The following is a 26,473-nucleotide window of genomic DNA, read 5'->3' on the forward strand; positions in this document are numbered from 1 at the left end:
TAAGCGTTAATCGAATTACTTATCGCGATGCAGGGGTAACCTGCAATTACCAGCGCTCTTTCAGCAGGTTCGGCTGAATACCACCAATAGCGTGGGTATTGCTGAAGGTCTGCTTGATGCCAGCTTCGAATTCTTCGCGGAAATATTTAATGGCGCTCTGTAACGGCTCCACCGCGCCCGGTGCGTGTGCACAGAAGGTTTTACCCGGGCCGAGGAAACGACACAGTTGCTCAAGTGTCTCGATATCCCCAGGCTGGCCTTCGCCACGCTCCAGCGCACGCAGAATTTTCACGCTCCACGGCAGACCGTCACGGCACGGCGTACACCAGCCGCAGGACTCGCGGGCGAAGAACTCTTCGAGGTTACGCACCAGCGGTACCATGCCAATCTCGTGATCGACAGCCATTGCCAGCGCGGTGCCCAGACGGCTGCCTGCTTTACCAATGCTTTCGAATTCCATCGGCAGATCGAGGTGTGCTTCGGTCAGGAAGTCAGTCCCCGCGCCGCCAGGCTGCCAGGCTTTGAACTTCAGACCATCGCGCATGCCGCCTGCGTAATCTTCGAGGATCTCACGCGCGGTAGTACCGAAAGGCAGTTCCCACAGGCCAGGGTTCTTCACGCGACCGGAGAAGCCCATCAGCTTGGTGCCCGCATCTTTGCTCTTCGAGATGTTCTGGTACCACTCCACGCCGTTGGCGAGGATGGCCGGTACGTTACACAGCGTTTCGACGTTGTTTACGCAGGTCGGCTTACCCCATGCGCCAGAGCTTGCCGGGAACGGCGGCTTGGAGCGCGGGTTAGCACGACGACCTTCGAGAGAGTTAATCAGCGCAGTTTCTTCACCGCAGATGTAACGCCCTGCCCCGGTGTGGACAAACAGTTCGAAATCGAAACCCGTGCCCATGATGTTTTTGCCAAGCAGACCGGCTTCGGTTGCTTCAGCGATCGCGCGGCGCAGATGCACAGCCGCCTCGATATATTCACCGCGCAGGAAGATGTAACCACGGTATGCTTTCAGCGCAAACGCGGAAATCAGCATGCCTTCCACCAGCAGGTGCGGCAGCTGTTCCATCAGCAGACGGTCTTTATAGGTACCCGGTTCCATTTCATCGGCGTTACACAGCAGGTAACGGATGTTCATGGATTCGTCTTTCGGCATCAGGCTCCACTTCAGGCCGGTAGAAAAGCCTGCGCCGCCGCGCCCTTTCAGGCCAGCGTCTTTTACCTGATTGACGATTTCGTCCGGTGACAGGCCGGTCAGGGCCTTACGCGCACCTTCGTAACCGTTTTTGCTACGGTATTCGTCCAGCCAGACCGGCTGTTTGTCATCACGCAGACGCCAGGTCAGCGGATGTGTTTCGGGAGTACGGATAATGTCTTTCATTTATACCGCTCCAGCAGTTCAGGAATGCCTTCCGGGGTCAGGTGAGCATGAGTGTCGTCATCGATCATCATGTTCGGCCCTTTATCACAGTTCCCCAGGCAGCAGGTCGGCAGCAGCGTAAAGCGACCATCAAAAGTCGTCTGCCCCGGCTTGATGTTGAGTTTTTTCTCCAGCGCAGCCTGGATCCCCTGATAACCATTGATATGGCACACCACGCTGTCGCAATAGCGGATCACGTGGCGACCTACCGGCTGGCGGAAGATCTGGCTGTAGAACGTGGCAACACCTTCTACGTCGCTCGCCGGGATACCCAGCACATCCGCGATCGCATAGATCGCGCCATCCGGCACCCAGCCACGCTGCTTCTGAACGATCTTCAGCGCTTCAATGGACGCCGCACGGGGGTCTTCGTAGTGGTGCTTCTCGTGCTCAATCGCTTCACGCTCAGCCGCACTCAGCTCAAAAGCCTCGGTTTGTGGTTGTTGATTCTCGTGCATAATTAGCGGTCCACATCTGACATAACAAAATCAATACTACCCAGATGGACGATAAGGTCGGACACCAGACTGCCACGTACCGCTACCGGGATCTGCTGCAGGTGCGCATAGCTCGGGGTACGGATACGAGTACGATAACTCATGGTGCTGCCATCGCTGGTCAGGTAGTAACTGTTGATACCCTTGGTCGCTTCCACCATCTGGAAGGACTCGTTTGCCGGCATAACCGGTCCCCACGAAACCTGCAGGAAGTGGGTGATCAGGGTTTCGATATGTTGCAGCGTGCGCTCTTTCGGCGGCGGCGTCGTCAGCGGGTGATCCGCTTTGAACGGGCCTTCCGGCATGTTGTTGAGGCACTGCTCAAGGATGCGCAGACTCTGGCGCAGCTCTTCAACTTTCAGCATTACGCGGGTATAGCAGTCGGATACGCCGCCGCCAACCGGAACTTCAAAGTCAAAGTTTTCATAGCCAGAGTATGGACGGGCTTTACGCACGTCGAAATCAATACCGGTCGCACGCAGCGCAGCACCGGTACAACCCCAGTCCAGCGCTTCTTTCTTGCCATAGGCGGCAACGCCCTGGGAACGACCTTTCAGGATGGTGTTACGCAGTGCGGCTTTCTCGTAGGAATCCAGACGTTTTGGCATCCAGTCGAGGAAGTCACGCAGCAGCTTGTCCCAACCGCGCGGCAGATCGTGTGCGACACCGCCGATACGGAACCAGGCCGGGTGCATACGGTAACCGGTGATCGCTTCCACCACGTCATAAATTTTCTGACGGTCGGTAAAGGCGAAGAAGACCGGCGTCATCGCGCCGACGTCCTGAATGAACGTGGAGATGTACAGCAGGTGGCTGTTGATACGGAACAGTTCAGACAGCATCACGCGAATCACGTTGACGCGATCCGGCGTGGTGATGCCCGCCAGTTTCTCAACCGCCAGTACGTAAGGCATTTCGTTGACGCAGCCGCCGAGGTATTCGATACGGTCAGTGTAAGGAATGTAGCTGTGCCAGGACTGACGTTCACCCATCTTTTCAGCGCCACGGTGGTGGTAGCCGATGTCAGGTACACAGTCGACGATTTCTTCGCCATCAAGCTGCAGCACAATACGGAACGCACCGTGAGAAGACGGGTGGTTAGGACCGAGGTTGAGGAACATAAAGTCCTCGTTTTCGGTGCTACGTTTCATGCCCCAGTCTTCGGGTTTGAAGGTCAGAGACTCCATCTCCAGATCCTGTTTGGCTTTGGTCAGCTCAAACGGATCGAATTCGGTCGCACGCGCCGGGTAGTCTTTACGCAGCGGGTGACCTTGCCAGGTATGCGGCATCAGCAGACGCGTCAGGTGCGGGTGACCTTCGATATCAATGCCAAACATTTCCCAGGTTTCACGCTCATACCAGTTGGCGTTCGGGAACAGTTTGGTAAACGTCGGTACACGCAGATCGTTTTCAGACAAAGCCACCTTGAGCATGATATCGCGATTGCGTTCAATGGAAATCAGGTGATAGAAAACGGAAAAATCCGCGGCAGGTAACCCTTCGCGGTGCGTACGCAGACGTTCGTCCATGCCGTGTAAGTCAAACAGCATGACGTAAGGTTTCGGCAGTTTCTTTAAGAAATCGCCAACTTCCAGTAATTGTTCACGCTTGACCCAAACAACGGGTACCCCGGTGCGAGTCGCCTGAACGGTAAAGGCATCCGGCCCAAAACGGTTGCGCAGTTCGCCAATGACTGGGTCATCAAGGTGATCCCGTGTTTGCCATACAGCGTCTTGCGCGGTTAAGTCGGTCATATTGTTCACCATTGCAAATGGTCCGTGGTAGTCGGCAGTGCTTCGCGCTATTTATGTAGTGATAAGCGAAGGAAGGGCTGCTGCCGACAGGCGCAAATTAAATCTCGTCTGGTGTACGAAGATTCGTTACAGCAATACGTTCGCCGCGTTTACGCTCGCGTTCTGACTGCATATTGGCGCGATAAACGCCCTGATCGCCAACCACCCAGGAGAGCGGACGGCGTTCTTTGCCAATGGAATCCTGCAGCAGCATTAGAGCCTGCATATACGCTTCTGGACGCGGCGGGCATCCCGGGATGTAAACATCGACCGGAATAAATTTATCAACGCCCTGCACCACAGAATAGATGTCGTACATACCGCCGGAGTTAGCGCATGCGCCCATGGAAATAACCCATTTTGGTTCCAGCATCTGATCGTAGAGGCGCTGAATAACCGGTGCCATTTTGGTAAAGCAGGTTCCAGCCACGACCATCAGGTCAGCCTGACGCGGCGAGGCACGCAGTACTTCCGCACCAAAACGGGCCACATCGTGCACGGCGGTAAACGAGGTCACCATCTCAACGTAGCAGCAGGAAAGGCCAAAGTTATATGGCCAAATTGAGTTTTTACGGCCCCAGTTAACCATGTCATGGAGCTTACCCATGAACACATTTTTATTAACTTCTTGCTCCAGGGGGTCGGTTACGATCTCCTGTTTTTGCAGGGGGTAACGGTCGTTCTCACCGTTAGGATCTATGCGGGTGAGCGTATAATCCATCTTAATGCCTCGCGGTTAGCGTTGACGATTAGCGATACTGTTCGTTTCCGGGTTCATACGCTCGCGGCGTGAACGCGCGGGCGTCCAGTCCAGCGCGCCAATACGCACCAGATAAACCAGACCAGCCAGTAACACAAAAATAAAAATTGCAGCTTCCACAAAGCCAATCCAACCGCTTTCACGGATAGATGTTGACCATGCGAACAGATACAGCGCTTCAACGTCGAAGATAACGAAGAACATGGCTACCAGATAAAACTTGGCAGACAGGCGCAAGCGGGCGGTGCCGACCGAGTCGATACCTGATTCAAACGGCACGTTTTTAGATCTCGCGCGCGCGCGACCACCTAAAAACCAGCCGCCGACGAGCATCAGGCAGCACAGGCCAATGGCGACAATAAGAAAGATAGCGAATGCCCAGTGATGAGCGATGATTTCAGTGGATGTTGACATACTCATTGCTTACTCATCAAAAGTAGCGCCAAATTCTCTGCTCTTTTCGGCAGATGAACGCCACATCGATTCATGGGGAGGAATAAAAAAAACCTTACAATCACTGTAGAAAACCATTTTATACAGCCAATTGATGGGGTTTTTTACTCCTTTCTATAACCTTTTGTCAACTTTAACAAAAGTTTCCTCACATTATTTTACACTGTTCCAACCTCATTAACATAAAGTGCTGTTTAGACCCATTTCGATCGCATCATCGGTCTTTTTTAATGTTGTTGAATCGTGTCCGTAGTGAAGTAAAAAAGATAATACACGTCTATTTTGACAGGAATTCACACTAATGCCTCCCCCTAAATGGGAGTATTTTCTTGATCTGTGACACGCTTTTGTTAATTCACCATAAAAAACAGCAACAATTTCTCTAGTTTTTTAACATGGAAACAATTAACACTTCTGCTGATTATTTTTCACCCTATTTGCAGGCTGTTTTTTTAGCCGCTGATTTTGTTAAGTTTTAGTATAGCAAATGACATAAACCAACGTTATTTGCATAAAAAAAGAGCCGCTGGATGTTTTTTCATCATTAGCGGCTCTTTTTTTACACTTACATTTTAAAACGTTTTTTGTGACGCGTTACTCGAAGTCCCCTTCAACAAGGAGCGAATCATCTCCCCCTTCGGGGGTAAACTGATTGTATTGCCAAGGATTTTGATAAGTCTGCATCGAGTTAAAGATAACCTGAGCTAAATCATTTTGCGTAGCCGGATCGCAGCACAACAGATACTCGGTATCAGGCAGTGGCGGTAATCCGTCCGCCGCGCCCAGTACGCGTAAATCAGGACTCATCATTTCAACGGGACGCGCAGTAACGCCCAGACCGGCTTTGACCGCAGCACGAACCGCAGGCAATGTTGAAGCAACATACGCTAAGCGCCACGGGATCTGTGCAGCATTCAGCGTTGCCAACACCATATCGCGGAACGGGCTCGGATCGTCCAGCAGAACCAACGGAACCGGCTCACCTTTTTGCAGGATATATTCAGCTGCACAATACCAGTGCGTCGGTGAAGTGCGCAGATTCAGGCATTCAAAATCGCCCGGACGGTTAGTCGTTACCACCAAATCCACTTCTTGCGACTTCAGCATATCCACCATATAGGCGTTGCGCTTGACCCTCACATCCAATGCAAGCTTCGGATAAACCGAACTTATACGGTTGAGCAGGAAAGGCAGTATAGTATCGGCAGATTCATCAGAAGCTCCGATAGTTAACACTCCCTGAAGATTGTTAAACATTAATGATGAGCATGCCTCATCATTAAAACGCAAGATTTTTCTGGCGTAACCCAACAGCTGTATACCATGTTCGGTCAGCAGTTTGTTGCGTCCATGGCGCGCGAACAACTCTTTCCCCACGAGTTGCTCAAGACGCTGCATTTGCTGACTCACCGCAGACTGAGTGCGACATACCGCAGCTGCCGCAGCCGCGAAGGTATTCAGGTCGGCAACAGCAACGAAGGTTCTCAGCAGATCGAGGTCGAGGTTAATTATCGGACGATTTGCATTTATCATAGTTTTTCACTTACTCGCGGGTCATACCGTGTTAATGCTGTGCATTCAGAATCAAACAACTCCATTTGTTATCTGCCTGCCTTCCTTGCAGTTTCGCTTAGTGTAACCAAGTGAAAATAAGGATGTATTTGGTTTAACAAACGAAACAATTCTCTTTCTACGCTATATAATAACCGTGACACTCATCGGAATATAGCAACGAGAAAGGGCCATATTTTTAGCTGCTGGATGATTCTGACTAATGGAAAACATGTAAATTTTGTAAATTTAAAAAAAGTTAACGAACAATAATTTACACATTAAAAACTAACTTTTCAGTATGTTAGGAACAACCAACAAACATTTGAATTATCGTAAAATTCTTACTACGCACCATTTCATGAGACTTATCTTAACCTAAAACCACTATATTTATAAGTGTTATCGCGAATAATTCGAGGCAACAAGGCGTTATGTCAGAACTGAGGTTTTCGTATTATTAGTCCATTCAAATTAATGCGATTTAAATATTAAATAATAATTAATTAAGAATCCCTCAATTCATTAATTATGCTTAACAATGAATTCACACCGTACCACGCGCGGATCAGGCCGATAACAGCCCTCGCAGATAAAACCTCAGTATTTTCGAATGACGTCATACAGCTTAAGTGTCGGTTACCTTTTGCTTTCCAGACTTAAGTTTTTTTGACCAGACAAACCACCACATCAAAACCGAAGACATAAAATATAAAACTAATAAAATACATTTTATTAGTTTATTATCCTAATATTTTGGATGCATTTAGATATTAACAGTCAATTATAACTTCATGGATTTTCAAAATCTTCTACTAAAGACCCTTCAAAACTTACCGTCGTGGGAGTACATTGTGCTGGGCTGACTTCCATGGCAGGGAGTGGCATTCACAGCTAAAAAGGTCAACGTTCATGTCCCCCATTGAAAAATCCAGCAAATTAGAAAACGTCTGTTATGACATTCGCGGCCCGGTTCTGAAGGAAGCAAAGCGCCTGGAAGAAGAAGGCAATAAAGTTCTGAAACTGAACATCGGCAACCCGGCGCCATTCGGGTTTGAAGCGCCAGATGAAATTCTGGTTGATGTGATCCGCAATTTGCCAACAGCGCAAGGATATTGCGACTCAAAAGGTCTCTATTCAGCCCGTAAAGCGATCATGCAGCATTATCAGGCCCGTGGGATGCGCGATGTGACCGTGGAAGATATCTATATCGGCAATGGCGTTTCCGAATTGATTGTGCAAGCCATGCAGGCATTGCTGAACAGTGGGGACGAGATGCTCGTTCCGGCACCTGATTACCCGCTGTGGACGGCGGCGGTATCGCTCTCCGGCGGTAATGCCGTGCACTACCTGTGTGACGAATCATCTGACTGGTTCCCGGACCTGGACGACATTCGCGCAAAAATTACCCCGCGCACGCGTGGGATCGTCATCATTAACCCCAACAACCCAACCGGCGCTGTTTACTCCAAAGAGCTGCTGATGGAGATTGTTGAAATTGCTCGCCAGAACAATCTCATCATTTTTGCGGACGAGATTTACGACAAAATTCTCTACGATGACGCTGAACACCACTCGATCGCCGCAATGGCGCCGGACCTGCTGACTATTACCTTCAACGGCCTGTCAAAAACCTATCGCGTTGCCGGTTTCCGTCAGGGCTGGATGGTGCTGAACGGGCCGAAGAAACATGCCAAGGGGTACATCGAAGGTCTTGAGATGCTGGCCTCTATGCGCTTATGTGCTAACGTTCCGGCGCAACATGCGATTCAGACCGCGCTGGGCGGATACCAGAGCATCAGTGAATTTATCATGCCTGGCGGGCGCCTGTATGAACAACGCAACCGCGCCTGGGAGTTACTCAATGATATTCCCGGCGTCTCCTGCGTGAAACCGCGCGGCGCGCTGTATATGTTCCCAAAAATCGACGCTAAACGCTTCAACATTCATGACGACCAGAAAATGGTGCTCGACTTCCTGTTGCAGGAAAAAGTGCTGCTGGTTCAGGGAACGGCGTTCAACTGGCCGTGGCCGGATCATTTCCGCATCGTCACGCTCCCGCGCATTGACGATATCGAAATGTCGCTGAGTAAATTTGAGCGCTTCCTGTCAGGGTATCACCAGCTGTAATAAAACACGGGCTGTTGGATCAGTATGACGAGTATTTGCATCTGACAGCCTTCTCTGCGCACAATGACTCTCAGGTTGCCATCATATAAGGGTCGTTATGAAGCAGAGCCACTTTTTTGCCCACCTCTCCCGCCTGAAGCTCATTAACCGCTGGCCGCTGATGCGCAACGTGCGCACCGAAAACGTATCCGAGCATAGTTTGCAAGTTGCCATGGTCGCTCATGCGTTGGCCGCGATTAAAAACCGTAAATTTGGTGGTCAGCTTAATGCAGAGCGCATTGCCCTGTTGGCAATGTACCATGATGCTTCAGAGGTGCTGACCGGTGACCTCCCTACCCCGGTAAAATACTTCAACTCACAAATAGCCCAGGAATATAAAGCGATAGAGAAAATTGCCCAGCAAAAGCTGGTCGATATGGTGCCCGACGAGCTGCGCGATATTTTTGCTCCGCTGATTGATGAACATGCTTACAGCGAAGAAGAGAAATCTATCGTCAAACAGGCCGATGCGCTGTGCGCCTATCTGAAGTGTCTGGAGGAACTTTCGGCGGGCAATAATGAGTTCCTATTGGCGAAAACGCGGCTGGAAAAAACGCTGGAGTCGCGGCGCAGCGAAGAGATGGACTATTTTATGGAGGTGTTTGTCCCGAGCTTTCACCTCTCATTAGATGAGATCAGCCAGGATTCACCGCTTTAAACGATTTTGCCGGATGGCGACGTCAACGTCTTATCCGGCACATAAAAATCAAAACGGGAACAGCATCGGGATCATCACCACGCACACCGCCATCACGATCACCGTAAACGGCACGCCAATTTTCACGAAATCGCTAAAGCTATAGTTACCCGGTCCCAGCACCAGCGTGTTTACCGGCGAAGAGACCGGTGTCATAAAGGCTGCGGATGCCGCCATTGCAATCACCATCGCAAAAGGATACGGCGAAACCCCCATCGACTTTGCCGCCGCCAGGGCGATTGGCGCCATGAGTACCGCCGTTGCAGTGTTAGAGATAAATAACCCAATGCTCGCGCACAGGACGAACAGGCAGCCCAGCATCATGTACGGGCCATACCCGCCGCCAACGTCCATCAGTCCTTTTACCACCAGATCGACACCGCCAGTTTTTTGTAGCGCCAATGCGAAGGGCATCATCCCGACGATCAAAATAATGCTTGGCCAGTGAATCGCTTTATAGGCGCTTTCGGCATCGATACAGCGGAATTTCCCCATCAGCAGGCAGGCGATAATTGCGGCAACCGTATTAGGAATTTCATCGGTAAGCATCAGGGCGACCATCAGCACCAGGCAGAAAATGGCATGCGGCGCCTGGCTGTGCGCCGGGGAAGCTTCACTGACCTCAGCTGGCATGTTCAACACCACGAAGTCGCGCCCTTTTTGTCCCAGCAGTGTGATGAGCTTCCAGTTACCCACCACCAGAATGATATCCCCCATCAGCAACGGTTCATCCACCACCGCGCCTGCCAGCGCCGTACCATCGCGTTTCAGGCCGACCACATTCAGACCGTAACGCGTACGAAAGGATATCTCCCGTACCGTTTTGCCAATCAGTTCCGATTCTGGGATCAGTGAGATCTCGGCCATGCCCACATCCAACGCCTGCTCGGAGAAGTATTCCCCGCGCAGCACCATCGGCTCCAGCAGTTGCTCACTGCAAAATTCTCGCAGATCGACATCCGCTGCAGACATATCAATCAGCAGCACGTCACGGGCGCGAAACTCAGAAACCCCGTTAACGTCAACAATCACGCGACGAAAGCGCCGCCAGCGCTCCACGCCAATCACGTTTGCTCCGTAACGCTCACGCAGTTTCAGGTCGTCCAGACGCTGGCCAATCATCGGTGAACCAGGGCGAATAGCCAGACGGCGGGCACGCCCCGTAAGGCGATACTCTTTGATTAAATCGCGAAAAGTCCTGCGTTTCCAACCGTCTCCTGGCTGCCCGGAGTCTTCGCCCTTCAGCATAAAGCGCATCAGCAGCATATAAACTATGCCAAGCACCAGAACCACCAGCCCCAGCGGAGTGACGCTAAAAAAGCTGAAACCGTTAAGTCCTTCGCGTAGCAACTCACTGTTGACGACCAGGTTTGGCGGTGTCGCCACCAGCGTCATCATGCCGCTTATCAATCCGGCAAAGCTCAGCGGCATCATCAGACGTGAGGGAGAAATTTGCATGCGCATGGAAACGCTTAAGACAACCGGTATAAAGATAGCAACCACGCCGGTCGAACTCATAAACGCACCGAGCCCGGCCACGGTTATCATCAGCAACACCAGCATTTTGACTTCACTGCTGCCGGCGACCTTCACCAGCCAGGCCCCCATCACCGTCGCCACCCCGGTACGCACCAGACCGTCGCCGATAATAAATAAAGCCGCGATCAAAATAACGTTAGGATCGCTGAACCCGGAAAAAGCTTCTGTGATGCTCAATGTTCCACTCAGAACAAAGGCAATAATGACCAGCAAAGCGATCGCGTCCATACGCACTCTGCCAGTTGCAAACAAGACGACGGCAATCGCCAGCAATGAGAGAACCCATATCAATTCACCGTTCACAACATATCCTTGTTAAATGAGAGGGATGGACCGATTCTGCCATAAAAAAGCCCCAACAATCTGGGGCTAAATCATGATCAGGTATTTCTTACAACGACCACATTTCCGTTGGGCTGTTTGGTCACAGAAATCTGTTCCAGACTGGTCAGCGAAAAATCGACCTCATCCAGACGCGGCGTGTCCGCTGGCGCATTTACCGCTATTACATGGCACCCTGCAGCCAGTCCCGAGAGCACCCCTGCGGGCGCATCCTCGACTACCGCGCATTCCTGTGGTGCCAGGCCCAGTAACTGAGCGCCTAACAGATAGGCGTCAGGCTCTGGTTTACCTCTTTTTACCCGTTCGGCAGTGACAAACACCTCAGGAGCAGGAAGTCCTGCGACACGATGGCGCGCCCGTGCGACCGGCATTGATCCTGAAGTCACAATCGCCCATGGAATGCCCGCTTTGTTGAGATGGTTGAGCAAGTCAACCGCCCCTGGCAGCGCGGTGATCCCCGCTGTTTCCGTCGCTTCGATCTGCTCCAGGCGGGTGAACTCCGCAGCGATCTCCGCCTCGGACTTGCCCACCATAAAGTGTCGCAGGGAGGTAATGGCCTGCTTACCATGAATAAAGCCGAGCACCTCGGCGTGATCGAGGCCAAAACGATCGGCCCAGTTGCACCACGCGCGTTCTACTGCGGGTAAGGAATCGACCAGCGTTCCATCCAGATCAAACAGAAAACCTTTGCACTGCACGCTCGCCCCCTCAGGCATTAATGATTTGGTTAATTTCATTCGCGCTCAGGTGATACTGGCGCGGGCAAGAGTGCCAGACATTCAGCATACGCTGATATTTTTCCCACATCGGGGTCTGGGCGTTGAAACCATGCGTACCCGCATCGAAGTGGGTATAACGCCCTTCCACATTGACCATAAAACGAACGTACCCGAGGAAACGGGCTTCCGTTGCGGCGTCAAAACCGAGGAAGGTCACGCGGCGCTCATCAATAGACTGCGCGTCTTTTAGATTGGTCCAGGAGACATGTAATGCGTGATACATCTCCATAATATCGATAATCGTACGACAGGTTTCTTCCGTCAGCTCACCAAACTCACGATCCAACTCACGCATCTGCAAGCCGTAACCGCGTTCAATAATCGTCTGCAAACGACGATAACGCTCGGCGTTAGTGGGATCGAGCATAGTCATCATTTTGTACTGGTTAGACAAAATCAGACGTTGAGCGTTGGTCATTTCCATTTGGGACTCCTGTATCACTGCTACTACGATGAAAAAAAGAAGGCATCTTGTGCCTTCTTTTATATGCGTAATCAGGGGTCAATTACAAATCATCGAGGAAAGTTTTATCCAGTTGTTTGAAGGCGCGCTTAAGCGTGTCAGCCAGCGCCTGATAATCAGGCTTTCCTTCTACCGGAGCGAGCGCCTGTCCGGCCTCTTGCAATTTACCCCGAACTTCGTAGAACCAGTTGAGTATTGAAGGCGGCAGCGGTGTGACGGAACGCTTACCCAGCCACCACATGCCCTGCATCGGCAGGCTGAGTGCAAACAGCGCTGTCGCCACGGCCGGTCCCAACTGCCCGCCTAAAGCAATTTGCCAGCATAAGGTGAAAACAGCGATGGGCGGCATAAAACGGATTGCGTAACGCGTCATGCGGATCACGCGGTTCTCAACAAACACGGGCGCGAGGCGCTTTTCCATTGGCCACGTCTTCGCATAGTGCTGCCCCCGGCGAAACAAACTAAAAAAATTGACGGAACGATTATCCGGTGTCGACATGGCGGTTACCTCAACTTCACATATAAAAATTAAAAAATTTGTGCAAAACAACAACTACAAGGGACATCGTTCAAAACATTTTGTCTTTGATACCCACATTCAGGTATCCTGTGCCGGCCTGTAAGGCCTTTAGTCCAAAATCATTGAGTCGTCAAATTGGCATACAGTATGCCACTGGCTGAAAAATACGCAAAATGACATAGACTCAAAGGTATTTATTCCATCGTGCCCAAAAAGACTCTGGCGCATGATGTTAATCATAAACGTCGGTGTCATCATGCGCTACGCTCTATGACTCCCTGACGTTTTTTTAGCCACGTATCATAAATAGGTACTTCCATGTCGAGTAAGTTAGTACTGGTTCTGAACTGCGGTAGCTCCTCACTGAAATTTGCCATCATCGATGCAGTAAACGGTGAAGAATACCTCTCTGGTTTAGCCGAATGTTTCCATCTCCCAGAAGCACGCATCAAGTGGAAAATGGACGGCGGTAAACAAGAAGCGGCTTTAGGTGCAGGCGCCGCTCACAGTGAAGCGCTGAACTTTATCGTTAACACTATTCTGGCACAAAAACCAGAATTGTCTGCGCAATTGACCGCTATCGGTCACCGTATCGTACACGGCGGCGAGAAGTATACCAGCTCTGTGGTTATCGATGATTCTGTTATCCAGGGCATCAAAGATTCTGCCTCTTTCGCACCGCTGCATAACCCTGCTCACCTGATCGGTATCGCAGAAGCGCTGAAATCCTTCCCAAGTCTGAAAGACAAAAACGTGGCTGTATTCGACACCGCGTTCCATCAGACTATGCCGGAAGAGTCTTACCTCTATGCTCTGCCGTACAGCCTGTACAAAGAACACGGCGTACGTCGTTACGGCGCGCACGGTACCAGCCACTTCTTTGTTACTCAGGAAGCGGCAAAAATGCTGAACAAACCGGTTGATGAACTGAACATCATCACTTGCCACCTGGGCAACGGCGGTTCTGTATCTGCTATCCGTAACGGTAAATGTGTTGATACCTCCATGGGTCTGACCCCACTGGAAGGTCTGGTGATGGGTACGCGTTCCGGTGACATCGACCCGGCGATCATCTTCCACCTGCACGACACCCTGGGCATGAGCGTTGACCAGATCAACAAAATGCTGACCAAAGAGTCCGGCCTGCTGGGTCTGACCGAAGTCACCAGCGACTGCCGTTATGTTGAAGATAACTACGCAACCAAAGAAGACGCTAAACGTGCAATGGACGTTTACTGCCACCGTCTGGCGAAGTACATCGGTTCTTACACTGCGCTGATGGATGGTCGTCTGGATGCGGTTGTCTTCACCGGTGGTATCGGTGAAAACGCAGCGATGGTTCGTGAACTGTCTCTGGGCAAACTGGGCGTTCTGGGCTTTGAAGTTGACCACGAACGTAACCTGGCCGCACGTTTCGGCAAATCTGGTTTCATCAACAAAGAAGGTACCCGTCCTGCGGTGGTTATCCCAACCAACGAAGAACTGGTTATCGCGCAAGACGCGAGCCGTCTGACTGCCTGATTTCACACCGCCAGCCTAGCTGGCGGTGCTGTTTTGTAACCCGCCTGAAATGGGCGGTAACGAAAGAGGATAAACCGTGTCCCGTATTATTATGCTGATCCCTACCGGAACCAGCGTCGGCCTGACCAGCGTCAGCCTCGGCGTGATCCGCGCTATGGAACGCAAAGGCGTTCGTCTGAGCGTCTTTAAGCCAATCGCTCAGCCTCGTGCCGGTGGCGATGCGCCAGACCAGACTACTACTATCGTTCGTGCGAACTCTAACCTGCCAGCTGCTGAGCCGCTGAAGATGAGCCACGTTGAATCTCTGCTGTCCAGCAATCAGAAAGATGTGCTGATGGAAGAGATCATCGCGAATTACCACGCGAACACCAAAGATGCTGAAGTCGTACTGGTTGAAGGCCTGGTCCCAACCCGTAAACATCAGTTCGCGCAGTCTCTGAACTACGAAATCGCGAAAACGCTGAATGCGGAAATCGTCTTCGTGATGTCTCAGGGCACCGATACTCCGGAACAGCTGAACGAGCGTATTGAACTGACTCGCAGCAGCTTCGGCGGCGCGAAAAACACCAACATCACTGGCGTCATCGTTAACAAACTGAACGCGCCGGTTGATGACCAGGGCCGTACTCGCCCGGATCTGTCCGAGATTTTCGACGACTCTTCCAAAGCGCAGGTGATCAAAGTTGATCCGGCTAAACTGCAAGAATCCAGCCCGCTGCCGGTTCTGGGCGCGGTGCCATGGAGCTTCGATCTGATCGCTACCCGTGCAATCGATATGGCGCGTCACCTGAACGCCACCATCGTTAACGAAGGCGATATCAACACCCGCCGCGTGAAGTCTGTGACTTTCTGCGCACGCAGCATTCCGCACATGCTGGAGCACTTCCGCGCAGGTTCTCTGCTGGTGACTTCTGCCGACCGTCCTGACGTGCTGGTTGCAGCATGTCTGGCAGCTATGAACGGCGTAGAAATCGGTGCTCTGCTGCTGACCGGCGGCTACGAAATGGACGCGCGCATCAACAAACTGTGCGAACGTGCATTCGCTACCGGCCTGCCGGTATTCATGGTGAACACCAATACCTGGCAGACCTCTCTGAGCCTGCAGAGCTTCAACCTGGAAGTTCCGGTTGACGATCACGAGCGCATCGAAAAAGTTCAGGAATACGTTGCTAACTACATCAACGCTGACTGGATTGAATCTCTGACCGCGACCTCTGAGCGCAGCCGTCGCCTGTCTCCGCCGGCGTTCCGTTATCAGCTGACCGAGCTGGCGCGTAAAGCGGGCAAACGCGTTGTTCTGCCGGAAGGCGACGAACCGCGCACCGTTAAAGCGGCTGCTATCTGTGCTGAACGCGGTATCGCTACCTGCGTTCTGTTGGGTAACCCGGACGAGATCACCCGCGTTGCGGCCTCTCAGGGCGTTGAGCTGGGCGCTGGCGTAGAAATCGTTGACCCGGATGTGGTTCGCGAAAGCTACGTTGCTCGCCTGGTTGAGCTGCGTAAGAACAAAGGCATGACCGAAACCGTTGCCCGCGAACAGCTGGAAGACAACGTGGTTCTCGGTACCCTGATGCTGGAGCAGGACGACGTTGACGGTCTGGTTTCTGGTGCCGTTCACACCACCGCAAACACCATTCGTCCGCCGCTGCAGTTGATCAAAACTGCGCCGGGTAGCTCTCTGGTGTCTTCCGTGTTCTTCATGCTGCTGCCGGAACAGGTTTACGTTTACGGTGACTGTGCGATCAACCCGGATCCAACTGCTGAACAGCTGGCAGAAATCGCCATTCAGTCCGCTGAATCCGCCATCGCCTTCGGTATCGAACCGCGCGTTGCGATGCTCTCCTACTCCACCGGTACCTCTGGTGCAGGTAGCGACGTAGAGAAAGTTCGCGAAGCGACTCGTCTGGCGCAGGAAAAACGTCCTGACCTGATGATCGACGGTCCGTTGCAGTACGACGCCGCGGTTATGGCTGACGTAGCGAAATCCAAAGCGCCGAACTCGCCGGTTGCAGGTCGCGCTACAGTGTTCATCTTCCCGGATCTGAACACCGGTAACACCACCTACAAAGCGGTACAGCGTTCTGCCGACCTGATCTCCATCGGGCCGATGCTGCAGGGTATGCGCAAGCCGGTGAACGACCTGTCCCGTGGCGCGCTGGTAGACGATATCGTCTATACCATCGCCCTGACCGCGATCCAGTCTTCCCAGCAGCAGTAATTTGCTGCAGTGTGCCGGATCTCTTATCCGGCAACACCTCTGCTTATCAAACCGGAAATAGCTGATATTTCCGGTTTTTTTATATCCGTTTTTTTCTTTTGTAAATTCTGAAACATTTGCCTGGATGCGCTGCATCAATGAATAACTATTCTTCTGTTTGCATACTTACTCTCTTTTGCATTGCAACAGGGATAGTCTTTCATGTCAGCAGTCACAGAATCACAGCCAGCCAAAAAATGGGCGATGCCCGATACGCTGGTGATTATTTTTTTCGTCGCCATTTTAACCAGCCTGGCGACATGGGTAGTTCCGGTCGGGATGTTCGACAGCCAGGAAGTGCAGTATCAGGTTGATGGGCAAACCAAAACCCGTAAAGTTGTTGACCCCCACTCTTTTCGTATTCTGACCAACGACGCGGGTGAAGAGCAGTATCACCGGGTGCAGTTTTTCACCACCGGAGATGAACGCCCCGGCCTGATGAATTTTCCGTTTGAAGGGTTAACCTCCGGCTCTAAGTTCGGCACGGCGGTTGGTATCATCATGTTTATGCTGGTGATTGGCGGCGCATTTGGCATCGTTATGCGTACCGGAACCATTGATAATGGCATTCTGGCGCTCATTCGTCATACGCGGGGTAACGAAGTTCTGTTTATCCCGGTGCTGTTTATTCTCTTCTCATTAGGCGGCGCGGTGTTTGGCATGGGCGAAGAGGCGGTTGCTTTTGCCATTATCATTGCGCCTTTGATGGTACGCTTAGGTTACGACAGTATCACCACCGTGCTGGTCACCTATATCGCTACCCAAATTGGTTTTGCTAGTTCATGGATGAACCCGTTCTGCGTGGTGGTCGCGCAGGGTATTGCAGGTGTCCCGGTGCTCTCTGGTTCCGGTCTGCGTATCGTAGTATGGGTCGTTGCGACCCTGATAGGGTTGACCTTCACCCTGGCCTACGCAGCGCGCATCAAAAAAAATCCGCTTCTCTCCCGGGTACATGAGTCCGACCGCTTCTTTCGTGAGCAGCAGGACGAGGTTGTAGAACGACGCTTCACGCTGGGCGACTGGCTGGTATTGCTGGTACTGACCGCGGTGATGATTTGGGTCGTCTGGGGCGTTATCGTCAACGCGTGGTTTATTCCTGAGATCGCCAGCCAGTTCTTCACGATGGGACTGGTGATTGGCATCATCGGTGTGGTGTTCCGTCTCAACGGTATGACGGTCAACGTCATGGCATCCTCCTTCACTGAAGGTGCGCGAATGATGATTGCTCCCGCCCTGCTGGTCGGTTTCGCCAAGGGCATATTACTGCTGGTCGGTAACGGAGAGGCGGGCGAAGCCAGCGTATTAAATACCCTGCTGCACAGCATTGCCAACGGTATCAGCGGACTGGATAACGCTATCGCTGCATGGTTTATGCTGCTGTTCCAGGCGGTATTTAATTTCTTCGTTACGTCCGGCTCTGGCCAGGCTGCATTGACCATGCCGCTATTAGCGCCGCTGGGCGATCTGGTTGGCGTAAACCGTCAGGTCACCGTACTGGCCTTCCAGTTTGGCGACGGATTCAGCCACATTATCTATCCGACGTCGGCATCGTTGATGGCAACGTTAGGCGTTTGTCGGGTGGATTTTCGTAACTGGCTGAAAGTAGGTGCCACGCTGTTAGGCCTGCTGTTTATTATGTCCAGCGTGGTGGTGATTGGTGCGCAGATAATGGGTTACCATTAAAAAATGATTGCCCGGCCTACATGATTTCTCGACGCTGTAGGCCGGATGAGCAGACGTTACTCGGCTTCTTCCTGCTTTTCGGCTTTTGCCCCTTCATTCTTGGCGTTGCGGGTCATCCACAGCGCCAGCGCTTTCAGAGAGTCCGGCGTAAATTCGTCGCAGCGTGCGGTAATTTCTTCCGGCGTAAGCCAGCAAACTTCACTGACCTCTTCTTCCTGTAACGCGAACGGTCCGTGGGACACACAGCTAAACAGCCCACCCCAGACGCGACAATTCTGGTCTTCAAAATAAAACTGACCGTGCTCGGCAAACGGCACACCCGCAATCCCCAACTCCTCTTCCGCTTCACGGCGCGCTGAGTCCAGTAGCTGCTCGTCAGCCTGAACAACACCGCCAGCGGTGGCATCCAGCATACCGGGCAAAAAATCTTTTGTCTCAGTCCTACGCTGAACCAGAATTTTGCCCATACCATCGTGCACCACGATATACGTCGCACGATGGCGTAAGCGCTGCGCCCGCATTTGTTCCCGGCTGGACTGTGCGATGACTTCGTTGTCTTCGTTCACAATATCCACCCATTCCGTACTTGCCAAATGACGCTGTTCCACCATCAGGAAACCTTCTTTTTTCTGGCGCTCTTACGGCGCGTTTATGTTTGTGGGGTAAATTACGGATTAATCTCGATCTGCGCAATAACACTTTGATCATTGAGTGCCATGACGCTGAGAACATTATCATCCAGAATCCCGTAGCTTGCCGCAAAGCCTCCTTTCGGGATGCTTACCGAGCCGGGGTTAAAGTGATAGACATCCCCTTGCAACTCGGCAACCGGCAGATGCGTATGGCCATAAACCAGTACATCTCCCGCGCTGAGCGCTGGCATATTTTGCGGGCCAAAAAGATGCCCGTGCGTCAAAAAGAGTCGCTGGTTTTCTGTCAGAATTTGCTGCCACGGCGCGGTTATCGGAAAATGCAGGAGCATCTGATCCACTTCGCTGTCGCAATTGCCACGCACCGCAATAATCCGCGCTGCCAGTTCATTCAACCGCTCTGCAACCTGCGTGGGCGCATAGCCTTCCGGCAACGCATTACGCGGTCCGTGATTTAAAACATCACCCAATATCACCAGCCATTGCGCTCCGCTTGCGGTAAACAGTTCGAGTACGCGTTCCGTGGCTGGCAACGAACCATGAATGTCCGATGCGAACATCAGTTTCATCACTCACTCCTCGTTGAAAAGTACCTTGTAATGATACTGGATTACGCTTCGATGGTCAGCAGGAACGCTTCGCTGAAAGCGCGATAAAACGCTGAACGGAAGCGCGCTGCCACTGGAAGGTGGCATATTCCGCAAGCGCTTCTGGCACCTCATCGCCGTTAAGGACCAGACGATTAAGCATTAGCGCTAAATCGCAATCAGCGATACACCATTCGCCAAATAAATTTTGTTTACCGTGGCTCAGTAAACTGCTCGCAGTGGCGAACAATTTTTCTGCACTGGCTTTTCCGGCTTCGCTCAACGCCGCTTTTTTCACGCCAGCAAAAACTACATCCGTTGAACGTTCTTCACGAATAGGCATCAGATCGCTGCGGATCCACGCCTGCACCTGGCGAGCCCGCGCGCGCTTTTGCACATCGTGTGGGTAGATGCGCTCCCACTGCGGCGGGGCAAAGCTCTCTTCCAGAAACTCAGTAATTGCTGATGATTCGCTCAGCTCGAAATCGTCAATCTCCAGGACCGGCACGCGGCGCGTCAACGCATAACCTTGCCATGAAGGTTGCAAGTGTTCACCGCTGTTGAGATCAACAGTTTTCAGCGTAAAAGGTAGTCCTTTCTCTTGCAGAGCGACATAAACAGACAGCACGTAAGGGGAGAAAAAATTGGCATCTGACCACAGCGTAATTGCAGGTTTGCTCATAACGTCCTCTGAAGTGTATTGGCTTGCCTTCAAAATATAGAGTCTTTCTCTCGCTGTCACTTGATGAAAACTCACGCACGCTAACAGCCTCTATACTTGTAATGACCCGGTTCATGACAAAACGGACGCTGAAAATGATCGATCTCTATTACACGCCATCGCCAAACGGTCACAAAATCACGCTGTTTCTTGAAGAGACGCAGCTGCAATACCGTCTGATTCATGTTGATATCAACAAAGGTAGCCAGTTTCGTCCTGATTTTCTGCAGATCTCGCCGAACAATAAAATCCCGGCCATTATCGACAATGCGCCACAGGACGGCGGAAACCCGATCAGCCTGTTTGAGTCCGGAGAAATTTTACTCTATCTGGCGGAAAAGAGCGGCAAGCTGCTGAGCGGTGAGTTACGTGAGCGCCACACCACGTTGCAATGGCTGTTCTGGCAGGTCAGCGGCCTGGGGCCCATGCTCGGTCAGAATCACCATTTCAGTCATTACGCCCCGCAGACGATCCCCTACGCCATTGAAAGATACCAGGTTGAAACTCAGCGCCTGTATAACGTGATGAATAAACGTCTGGAAACCTCCCCCTGGCTGGGGGGCGATCACTACAGCATTGCTGACATAGCCTGCTGGCCATGGATTCATGCCCACCAGCGTCAGCGTATCGACCTCGACAATTACCCGGCGGTTAATAACTGGCATGAGCGCATCCGTACGCGGCCTGCCACGGAACGCGCCATGCAGCAAGCGCAGAGTGAGAAGCGGTAACACGATTCGATTCTCGTGTATCATGAATAGGTTCATACATGGAGGAAACCTGCAATGTCACAACCTGACGCTATTATTCGTATAAAAAACCTTCGTCTGCGCACCTTTATCGGCATCAAAGAAGAGGAGATCCTTAACCGCCAGGATATCGTCATCAACATTGCCATTCATTATCCGGCAGACAAAGCCCGTATCAGCGAAGACATCAACGACGCACTGAATTATCGCACTATCACCAAAAGCATCATTGCGCACGTGGAGAGTAACCGCTTCTCACTATTAGAAAAATTAACTCAAGATGTGCTCGATATCGCACGCGAACATCACTGGGTCACTTATGCTGAAGTAGAGATCGATAAACTTCATGCATTGCGTTACGCCGACTCAGTATCCATGACGCTGAGCTGGCAGCGCTAAACGTAACCCGGGAGGCGACATGCAGATTCTGATTACCGGCGGTACTGGCCTGATTGGACGTCATCTGATCCCCCGCCTGTTCGAACTGGGGCATCAGGTAACCGTAGTGACACGTAACCCTGATAAGGCGCGTCAGATTCTCGGCTCTCGGGTCACGTTGTGGAAGGGGCTGACAGAGCAGCAAAATCTCAATGGCATTGATGCCGTGATTAATCTTGCCGGAGAGCCTATTGCAGATAAGCGCTGGAGCGCTGAGCAAAAGGAGCGCCTATGTCAGAGTCGCTGGGGCATCACGCAGAAACTGGTCGATTTAATCCACGCCAGCGAGACGCCGCCCGCGGTGTTAATATCCGGTTCCGCTACCGGTTACTACGGCGATCTGGGCGAAGTTGTGGTCACGGAAGAAGAGCCGCCGCATAACGAATTTACCCATAAACTGTGCGCCCGCTGGGAGCAAATTGCCAGCACAGCGCAAAGTGACAAAACCCGCGTGTGTATGTTGCGTACCGGCGTGGTATTGGCCTCTGCTGGCGGGATTCTGGGGAAAATGGTCCCACCATTTCGTCTTGGTTTAGGCGGCCCGATGGGTAACGGACGCCAGTATCTGGCCTGGATCCATATTGATGATATGGTCAACGGCATTATCTGGCTGCTGGATAACGATCTTCGTGGCCCCTTCAATATGGTTTCACCTTACCCGGTACACAATGAGCAGTTTGCCCACGCGCTGGGCCATGCCTTAAACCGCCCAGCCATTCTGCGCGTTCCCGCTGGCGTAATACGTCTACTGATGGGCGAGTCTTCCGTGCTGGTTCTCGGCGGACAGCGGGCGTTACCCAAACGTCTGGAAGCGTCCGGTTTCGCGTTTCGCTGGTACGATTTAGAAGAGGCGCTAGCGGATGTTATCCAATAGTTACTAAGCGCTATTCACATTCGCCGTTGCGATGGTAAGGTTATAGATCTGACTTCCGCAATGGCGACGTTATGGCAAAAATATCGACTCCCCGTCTTACCCTCTCTTTGTTTCAATTTTCTGACTGGTCATTTTTCCAGAGATTACGTGAAAGCCCTGAAGTCATGCGCTATATGGGCGACATCGCCCCAGCGAAGGATACGCGTCTGTTATTCGCCAGACGCCTTGCCGCACAGCACACATTTGTTATTCGCGAGCATAACAACCCGACGCCGCTCGGCGATATTGGTCTGCAAATAAGTCATCTTTATCCGCAGGAGGCCGACCTCGGTTACGCCATCATGCCACATGCGCAAGGGAAAGGTATTGCCAGCGAAGCCGTGCGCGCGGTGTGCCAGTATGCCTTTGAACATGCTGGCGTCACGGCGATAAATGCTTACGTGCTGGCTGAAAATAAGGGTTCGATACGTGTTCTGGAAAAGACAGGCTTTGTACGAACGCAGGTGCTGGAAAAAGCGTATGAGATTAATGGGATCGCGCACGACGACTGGGTTTATCGCCTGGAGTGCGATGCGTTAAAGCGGTAGGCCCGGAAAGCATGGCGCCTCCGGGCAACTGAATTACTTCAGCGATCCTTTGAGGAACTGCTGCAAGCGTGGGCTTTGTGGGTTGCCGAATACCTGCTCCGGGTCGCCCTCTTCTTCAATTTTCCCCTGATGCAGAAAAATCACGTGCGTGGAGACATTTCGGGCAAACCCCATTTCATGAGTCACGACCACCATGGTTTTCCCCTCTTCGGCCAGTTGCTGCATAATGCGTAGCACCTCGCCGACCAGCTCTGGGTCAAGCGCCGAGGTGGGTTCATCAAACAGCAACACCTCCGGTTCCATCGCCAGCGCACGCGCAATAGAAACGCGCTGCTGCTGACCACCAGACAAATGCACCGGATATTTGCCCTGCGCTCGCTCATCAATACCCACTTTAGCCAGATACTTCACCGCGCGTGCGCGGGCTTCCTGCTTGCTCAGTCCCAGTACCTGAATCGGCGCTTCCATGACGTTTTCCAGCACCGTCATGTGGCTCCACAGATTAAAGTGCTGAAAGACCATGGTTAGTCTTGTGCGCAGCAAACGCAGCTGATTTTTGTCCGCAACCTTGAGCTGGCCATCTTTGTCTCGCACCAGACCAATGTTCTGCCCACTGACGACAATGGAACCGGCGCTCGGTTTTTCAAGAAAGTTAATGCAGCGCAGAAAGGTACTTTTACCGGAACCTGACGAGCCGATAATACTGATAACATCACCCGCATTAGCCTGCAGAGATACCCCTTTCAGCACTTCATGTTCGCCGTAGTGCTTATGTAAATCGATAACGTTTAATTTATTCTCAGACATCGTGTTACTCGAATTATTTAGAGGATACATGCTGCAACCAGCGTTTTTCCGCTTTACGGAACAGACTGATCAGGACATACGAAATAATCAAATACAGCACCGCGGCAATACCGAAAGCGGTAAACGGTTGATACGTTGCCGAGTTGATATCGCGGGCGATTTTCAACAAATCAGGCACCGTGGCGGTAAACGCCAGCGCCGTGGAATGCAGCATTAAAATCACTTCATTGCTGTATGCCGGCAGCGCAATACGCAGCGCGGAAGGCAAAATTATGCAGCGATACAGTTTGAATGACGAGAAACCGTAAGCGCGCGCGGCTTCAATCTCACCGTGCGGCACAGAACGAATCGCCCCGGCGAAAATCTCCGTCGTATAGGCGCAGGTATTCAGCGTCAACGCCAGTACGGTGCAATTCAATCCGCTGCGGAAAAACGCGTTGAGGAAGTCCGTTCCTTTGACTATCTCCAGCGTATACATCCCGGAATAAAACACCAGCAGTTGTACATACAGCGGTGTCCCACGAAAAATATAGGTGAATAACCAGATGGGAAACTGAATAAATTTATTACTGGAAACGCGACCAATCGCCAAAAACAGCGCCAGTATCCCGCCCATCACCACCGAAGAAATTAGAAGCCACAGGGTAATAGCAACGCCGGTGTAGCGATATCCGTCGGTCCATAGCAGGGACTTCCAGTATTCCTGAATAATCTCAATCACAGGTCAGCCCTCTTCACACCCACGGAGTAGCGGCGCTCAAGGTACAGCAGCACACCATTAGAAACTGTGGTAAACACCAGATAGATGACCCCGCACACGACGGCAAAATAGAACGGCTCCCAGGTACTTTTCCCGGCAAGCTGAGTCGCTTTCACCACATCTTCCAGACCGAGCAGCGATACCAACGCAGTGGCTTTGAGAATAACCTGCCAGTTATTACCAATTCCCGGTAAGGCATAGCGCATCATTGCCGGGAACATAATGCGGCGAAAAATTTGTGAACTGGTAAAGCCGAATGCCGTCGCGGCTTCAATATGGCCTTTGGGCACAGCCATAAACGCGCCGCGGAACGTTTCCGTAAAGTAGGCCCCGTAGATAAATCCGAGCGTGATTATCCCCGCTACCATCGGATCGATATCAATCTGGCTGACCCCCATTGCATCGGTAATGGTATTCAGCGCGATTTGTAATCAATAGAAGATGAGCAACATTAAGACCAGATCGGGCACGCCGCGGATAAGCGTGGTGTACGCTTCGAAAATAAGCCCCAACGCCCGGCTTTGCGACAGTTTTGCTGCCGCGCCGACAAGACCTATCAGAACCGCCAGCACCACTGAGCTGAGAGCCAGCTCAAGCGTAACAATTGCGCCCTGTAAAATAACACCTGAAAAGCCATACAACATGCTGCCTGTCCTGTCGTGTGTGGTGGAGTAATAAGCCTCTTTTGATTTCAGACTCACCATTAAATGCCGGATGGCGGCGTTGCCTTATCCGGCCTACAAATCAACGTAGGCCGGATGAGCGCAGCGCCATCAGGCATAAATTCAACGCGTCAAAAATCTACGGGCTTTATCAGCACCTGCGGTGATTAACCGCCGTAAACATCAAAATCGAAGTACTTTTTAGCCAGCTTCTCGTAAGTGCCGTCGGCGCGCATCTCAGCAAAGGCTTTATTCAGTGCTTCGCGCAGTTCGTTATCGTCTTTACGCAGTCCCATACCGGTACCCACGCCAAACAATTTCTCGTCTTTCACAGACGGGCCGCCGAATTTGTAATCTTTACCAACTGGCTGTTTCAGGAAGCCTTCGCTGGCAGCAACTTCATCCTGGAATGCGGCGTCAATACGCCCGGCTGTCAGGTCAGAATAGATGTTGTCTTGCCCCTGATAGGAGACAATTTCAATGCCTTTTGGCGCCCAGTGTTCATTGCCGAACGTTTCCTGAGTGGTACCCTGCAGCACGCCGACACGTTTGCCTTTCAGCGACTCAATGGTCGGCTGAATAGCAGAATCCTTAGCGACAACCAGACGCGAGTCGGCTGCATAAAGCTTGTCGGTAAACGCGATTTCCTGCTGACGTTTTTCAGTAATGGAAAGCGAGGACATAATCGCATCGATTTTCTTCGCTTTTAGCGAAGGGATCAGCGCATCCAGCGGGTTTTCCACGAAGGTACATTGTGTATTAATACGTTTGCATAGCTCTTTAGCCAGATCGATATCAAAACCGACTAATTCACCCTGCGCATTTTTCGATTCGAACGGCGCATAAGTAGGATCGGTGCCGATACGAATTTTTTGCGGAATGGCTGCAAATGCTGCGGTAGCACTGGAGAAAGCCAGGACCAAAGAAAGAGACAACACCAGTTTTTTCATAACTATCCTCAACAGACTGTCTTTTATAGGGGATCTTTACAGGACCAGGTGCAGTTATCGTGCCATTAATCAGGCCGACAAGGCAAAGCATTCTACCTTGTCGGCGGTATTTATTTGCATGAAAAGCGCTTAAGTATGCACTCATGCTTATTAAGCCAGCGATAAAGGCACCAAAACAGTGCACTGAATTTATGATGCACCGTAATGGTTACCCGCAATGGTGCAGCCAACGCCCCCACGT

25 protein-coding genes and 2 pseudogenes are annotated in these 26,473 nt (G+C 51.9%); 9 read left to right on the forward strand and 18 right to left on the reverse strand.

Features of this window, described 5'->3' with window-relative positions:
* Positions 1-46 precede the first annotated feature (46 nt).
* The 6 genes from nuoF to lrhA all read right to left on the reverse strand — a co-directional run bounded on the left by nuoF (position 47) and on the right by lrhA (position 6,459).
* Positions 47-1,384, reverse strand: a complete 1,338-nt coding sequence (nuoF, locus tag FDX14_RS18885) for an NADH-quinone oxidoreductase subunit NuoF (RefSeq protein WP_003839356.1) — start codon at positions 1,382-1,384, stop codon at positions 47-49.
* On the reverse strand, positions 1,381-1,881 hold the full coding sequence (gene nuoE, locus FDX14_RS18890) for an NADH-quinone oxidoreductase subunit NuoE (RefSeq protein WP_006683660.1): 501 nt from the start codon (positions 1,879-1,881) through the stop codon (positions 1,381-1,383). The genes nuoF and nuoE overlap by 4 nt, the downstream gene beginning before the upstream one ends.
* Positions 1,882-1,883: 2 nt before the next feature.
* Positions 1,884-3,686 carry an NADH-quinone oxidoreductase subunit C/D gene (gene nuoC / locus FDX14_RS18895; protein ID WP_072276965.1) on the reverse strand — a complete coding sequence of 601 codons (1,803 nt, stop codon included), beginning with the start codon at positions 3,684-3,686 and terminating at the stop codon, positions 1,884-1,886.
* A gap of 85 nt (positions 3,687-3,771) precedes the next feature.
* Positions 3,772-4,434, reverse strand: a complete 663-nt coding sequence (nuoB, locus tag FDX14_RS18900; protein WP_003028075.1) for an NADH-quinone oxidoreductase subunit NuoB — start codon at positions 4,432-4,434, stop codon at positions 3,772-3,774.
* 15 nt (positions 4,435-4,449) lie between these two features.
* Positions 4,450-4,893: an NADH-quinone oxidoreductase subunit NuoA gene (gene nuoA, locus FDX14_RS18905; RefSeq protein WP_003028077.1), complete on the reverse strand. Its 444-nt coding sequence runs from the start codon at positions 4,891-4,893 to the stop codon at positions 4,450-4,452.
* Between the two features lie 627 nt (positions 4,894-5,520).
* A complete protein-coding gene (gene lrhA, locus FDX14_RS18910) occupies positions 5,521-6,459 on the reverse strand; it encodes a transcriptional regulator LrhA (RefSeq protein ID WP_042307095.1) in 939 nt (312 codons plus the stop codon).
* 930 nt (positions 6,460-7,389) lie between these two features.
* Here lrhA and alaA point away from each other — a divergent pair.
* Positions 7,390-8,607: an alanine transaminase AlaA gene (gene alaA / locus FDX14_RS18915; protein WP_005129483.1), complete on the forward strand. Its 1,218-nt coding sequence runs from the start codon at positions 7,390-7,392 to the stop codon at positions 8,605-8,607.
* 97 nt (positions 8,608-8,704) lie between these two features.
* Positions 8,705-9,304, forward strand: coding sequence for a 5'-deoxynucleotidase (gene yfbR, locus FDX14_RS18920; RefSeq protein WP_042307093.1), 600 nt, complete (start codon positions 8,705-8,707; stop codon positions 9,302-9,304).
* 48 nt (positions 9,305-9,352) lie between these two features.
* Here the strand turns inward: yfbR and FDX14_RS18925 are convergent, their stop codons facing one another.
* The 4 genes from FDX14_RS18925 to yfbV form a co-directional block, all read right to left on the reverse strand.
* A complete protein-coding gene (locus FDX14_RS18925; RefSeq protein ID WP_137350049.1) occupies positions 9,353-11,185 on the reverse strand; it encodes an SLC13 family permease in 1,833 nt (610 codons plus the stop codon).
* Positions 11,186-11,262: 77 nt separating this feature from the next.
* A complete protein-coding gene (locus FDX14_RS18930) occupies positions 11,263-11,940 on the reverse strand; it encodes a sugar phosphatase (RefSeq protein ID WP_094301032.1) in 678 nt (225 codons plus the stop codon).
* The gene (locus FDX14_RS18935) at positions 11,933-12,427 is read right to left on the reverse strand and encodes a YfbU family protein (protein WP_006683652.1); all 495 of its coding nucleotides are present in this window, start codon (positions 12,425-12,427) and stop codon (positions 11,933-11,935) included. Before FDX14_RS18935 ends, FDX14_RS18930 begins: the two co-directional genes overlap by 8 nt.
* Before the next feature lie 82 nt (positions 12,428-12,509).
* Positions 12,510-12,965 carry a terminus macrodomain insulation protein YfbV gene (gene yfbV / locus FDX14_RS18940; RefSeq protein WP_038642312.1) on the reverse strand — a complete coding sequence of 152 codons (456 nt, stop codon included), beginning with the start codon at positions 12,963-12,965 and terminating at the stop codon, positions 12,510-12,512.
* Positions 12,966-13,304: 339 nt separating this feature from the next.
* On the opposite strand from yfbV, the gene ackA reads away from it, so the two are divergent.
* From ackA to yfcC, 3 genes are all read left to right on the forward strand, one after another.
* Positions 13,305-14,507, forward strand: a complete 1,203-nt coding sequence (ackA, locus tag FDX14_RS18945) for an acetate kinase (protein ID WP_042307090.1) — start codon at positions 13,305-13,307, stop codon at positions 14,505-14,507.
* Positions 14,508-14,583: 76 nt separating this feature from the next.
* On the forward strand, positions 14,584-16,725 hold the full coding sequence (gene pta, locus FDX14_RS18950; protein WP_042307087.1) for a phosphate acetyltransferase: 2,142 nt from the start codon (positions 14,584-14,586) through the stop codon (positions 16,723-16,725).
* 201 nt (positions 16,726-16,926) lie between these two features.
* A complete protein-coding gene (gene yfcC, locus FDX14_RS18955; protein ID WP_042307085.1) occupies positions 16,927-18,447 on the forward strand; it encodes a putative basic amino acid antiporter YfcC in 1,521 nt (506 codons plus the stop codon).
* A 56-nt stretch (positions 18,448-18,503) separates the two neighbouring features.
* Here the strand turns inward: yfcC and yfcD are convergent, their stop codons facing one another.
* From yfcD to yfcF, 3 genes are read right to left on the reverse strand one after another with little or no spacing between them, the layout of a single operon-like run.
* Positions 18,504-19,058, reverse strand: a complete 555-nt coding sequence (gene yfcD, locus FDX14_RS18960; RefSeq protein ID WP_042307083.1) for an NUDIX hydrolase YfcD — start codon at positions 19,056-19,058, stop codon at positions 18,504-18,506.
* 56 nt (positions 19,059-19,114) lie between these two features.
* On the reverse strand, positions 19,115-19,666 hold the full coding sequence (gene yfcE, locus FDX14_RS18965) for a phosphodiesterase (protein WP_061382115.1): 552 nt from the start codon (positions 19,664-19,666) through the stop codon (positions 19,115-19,117).
* Between the two features lie 55 nt (positions 19,667-19,721).
* A complete protein-coding gene (gene yfcF, locus FDX14_RS18970) occupies positions 19,722-20,366 on the reverse strand; it encodes a glutathione transferase (RefSeq protein ID WP_061382116.1) in 645 nt (214 codons plus the stop codon).
* A 134-nt stretch (positions 20,367-20,500) separates the two neighbouring features.
* Between yfcF and yfcG the strand changes: the two genes are divergently transcribed.
* The 4 genes from yfcG (at position 20,501) to FDX14_RS18990 (ending at position 23,053) form a co-directional block, all read left to right on the forward strand.
* Positions 20,501-21,136, forward strand: coding sequence for a GSH-dependent disulfide bond oxidoreductase (gene yfcG / locus FDX14_RS18975; protein ID WP_137350068.1), 636 nt, complete (start codon positions 20,501-20,503; stop codon positions 21,134-21,136).
* A gap of 54 nt (positions 21,137-21,190) precedes the next feature.
* Complete coding sequence (gene folX / locus FDX14_RS18980; protein ID WP_038642324.1) at positions 21,191-21,553, forward strand: dihydroneopterin triphosphate 2'-epimerase; 363 nt, start codon at positions 21,191-21,193, stop codon at positions 21,551-21,553.
* A gap of 19 nt (positions 21,554-21,572) precedes the next feature.
* Positions 21,573-22,466: a TIGR01777 family oxidoreductase gene (locus FDX14_RS18985; protein WP_137350050.1), complete on the forward strand. Its 894-nt coding sequence runs from the start codon at positions 21,573-21,575 to the stop codon at positions 22,464-22,466.
* A gap of 71 nt (positions 22,467-22,537) precedes the next feature.
* The gene (locus FDX14_RS18990) at positions 22,538-23,053 is read left to right on the forward strand and encodes a GNAT family N-acetyltransferase (protein WP_072014720.1); all 516 of its coding nucleotides are present in this window, start codon (positions 22,538-22,540) and stop codon (positions 23,051-23,053) included.
* 33 nt (positions 23,054-23,086) lie between these two features.
* Here the strand turns inward: FDX14_RS18990 and hisP are convergent, their stop codons facing one another.
* The 5 genes and pseudogenes from hisP to hisJ form a co-directional block, all read right to left on the reverse strand.
* A complete protein-coding gene (hisP, locus tag FDX14_RS18995; RefSeq protein WP_038642330.1) occupies positions 23,087-23,860 on the reverse strand; it encodes a histidine ABC transporter ATP-binding protein HisP in 774 nt (257 codons plus the stop codon).
* Between the two features lie 13 nt (positions 23,861-23,873).
* Complete coding sequence (gene hisM / locus FDX14_RS19000; protein WP_003028116.1) at positions 23,874-24,581, reverse strand: histidine ABC transporter permease HisM; 708 nt, start codon at positions 24,579-24,581, stop codon at positions 23,874-23,876.
* Positions 24,578-25,264 (reverse strand): annotated as a pseudogene (locus tag FDX14_RS19005) (histidine ABC transporter permease HisQ). Before FDX14_RS19005 ends, hisM begins: the two are co-directional and overlap by 4 nt.
* A 59-nt stretch (positions 25,265-25,323) precedes the next feature.
* Positions 25,324-25,407: pseudogene (locus tag FDX14_RS25775) on the reverse strand (hypothetical protein); the annotation flags it as partial.
* 42 nt (positions 25,408-25,449) lie between these two features.
* Positions 25,450-26,232, reverse strand: a complete 783-nt coding sequence (gene hisJ / locus FDX14_RS19010; RefSeq protein ID WP_003028120.1) for a histidine ABC transporter substrate-binding protein HisJ — start codon at positions 26,230-26,232, stop codon at positions 25,450-25,452.
* Positions 26,233-26,473 lie beyond the last annotated feature (241 nt).

The organism is Citrobacter sp. wls710, assembly GCF_005281115.1.
Lineage (GTDB): Bacteria > Pseudomonadota > Gammaproteobacteria > Enterobacterales > Enterobacteriaceae > Citrobacter > Citrobacter werkmanii.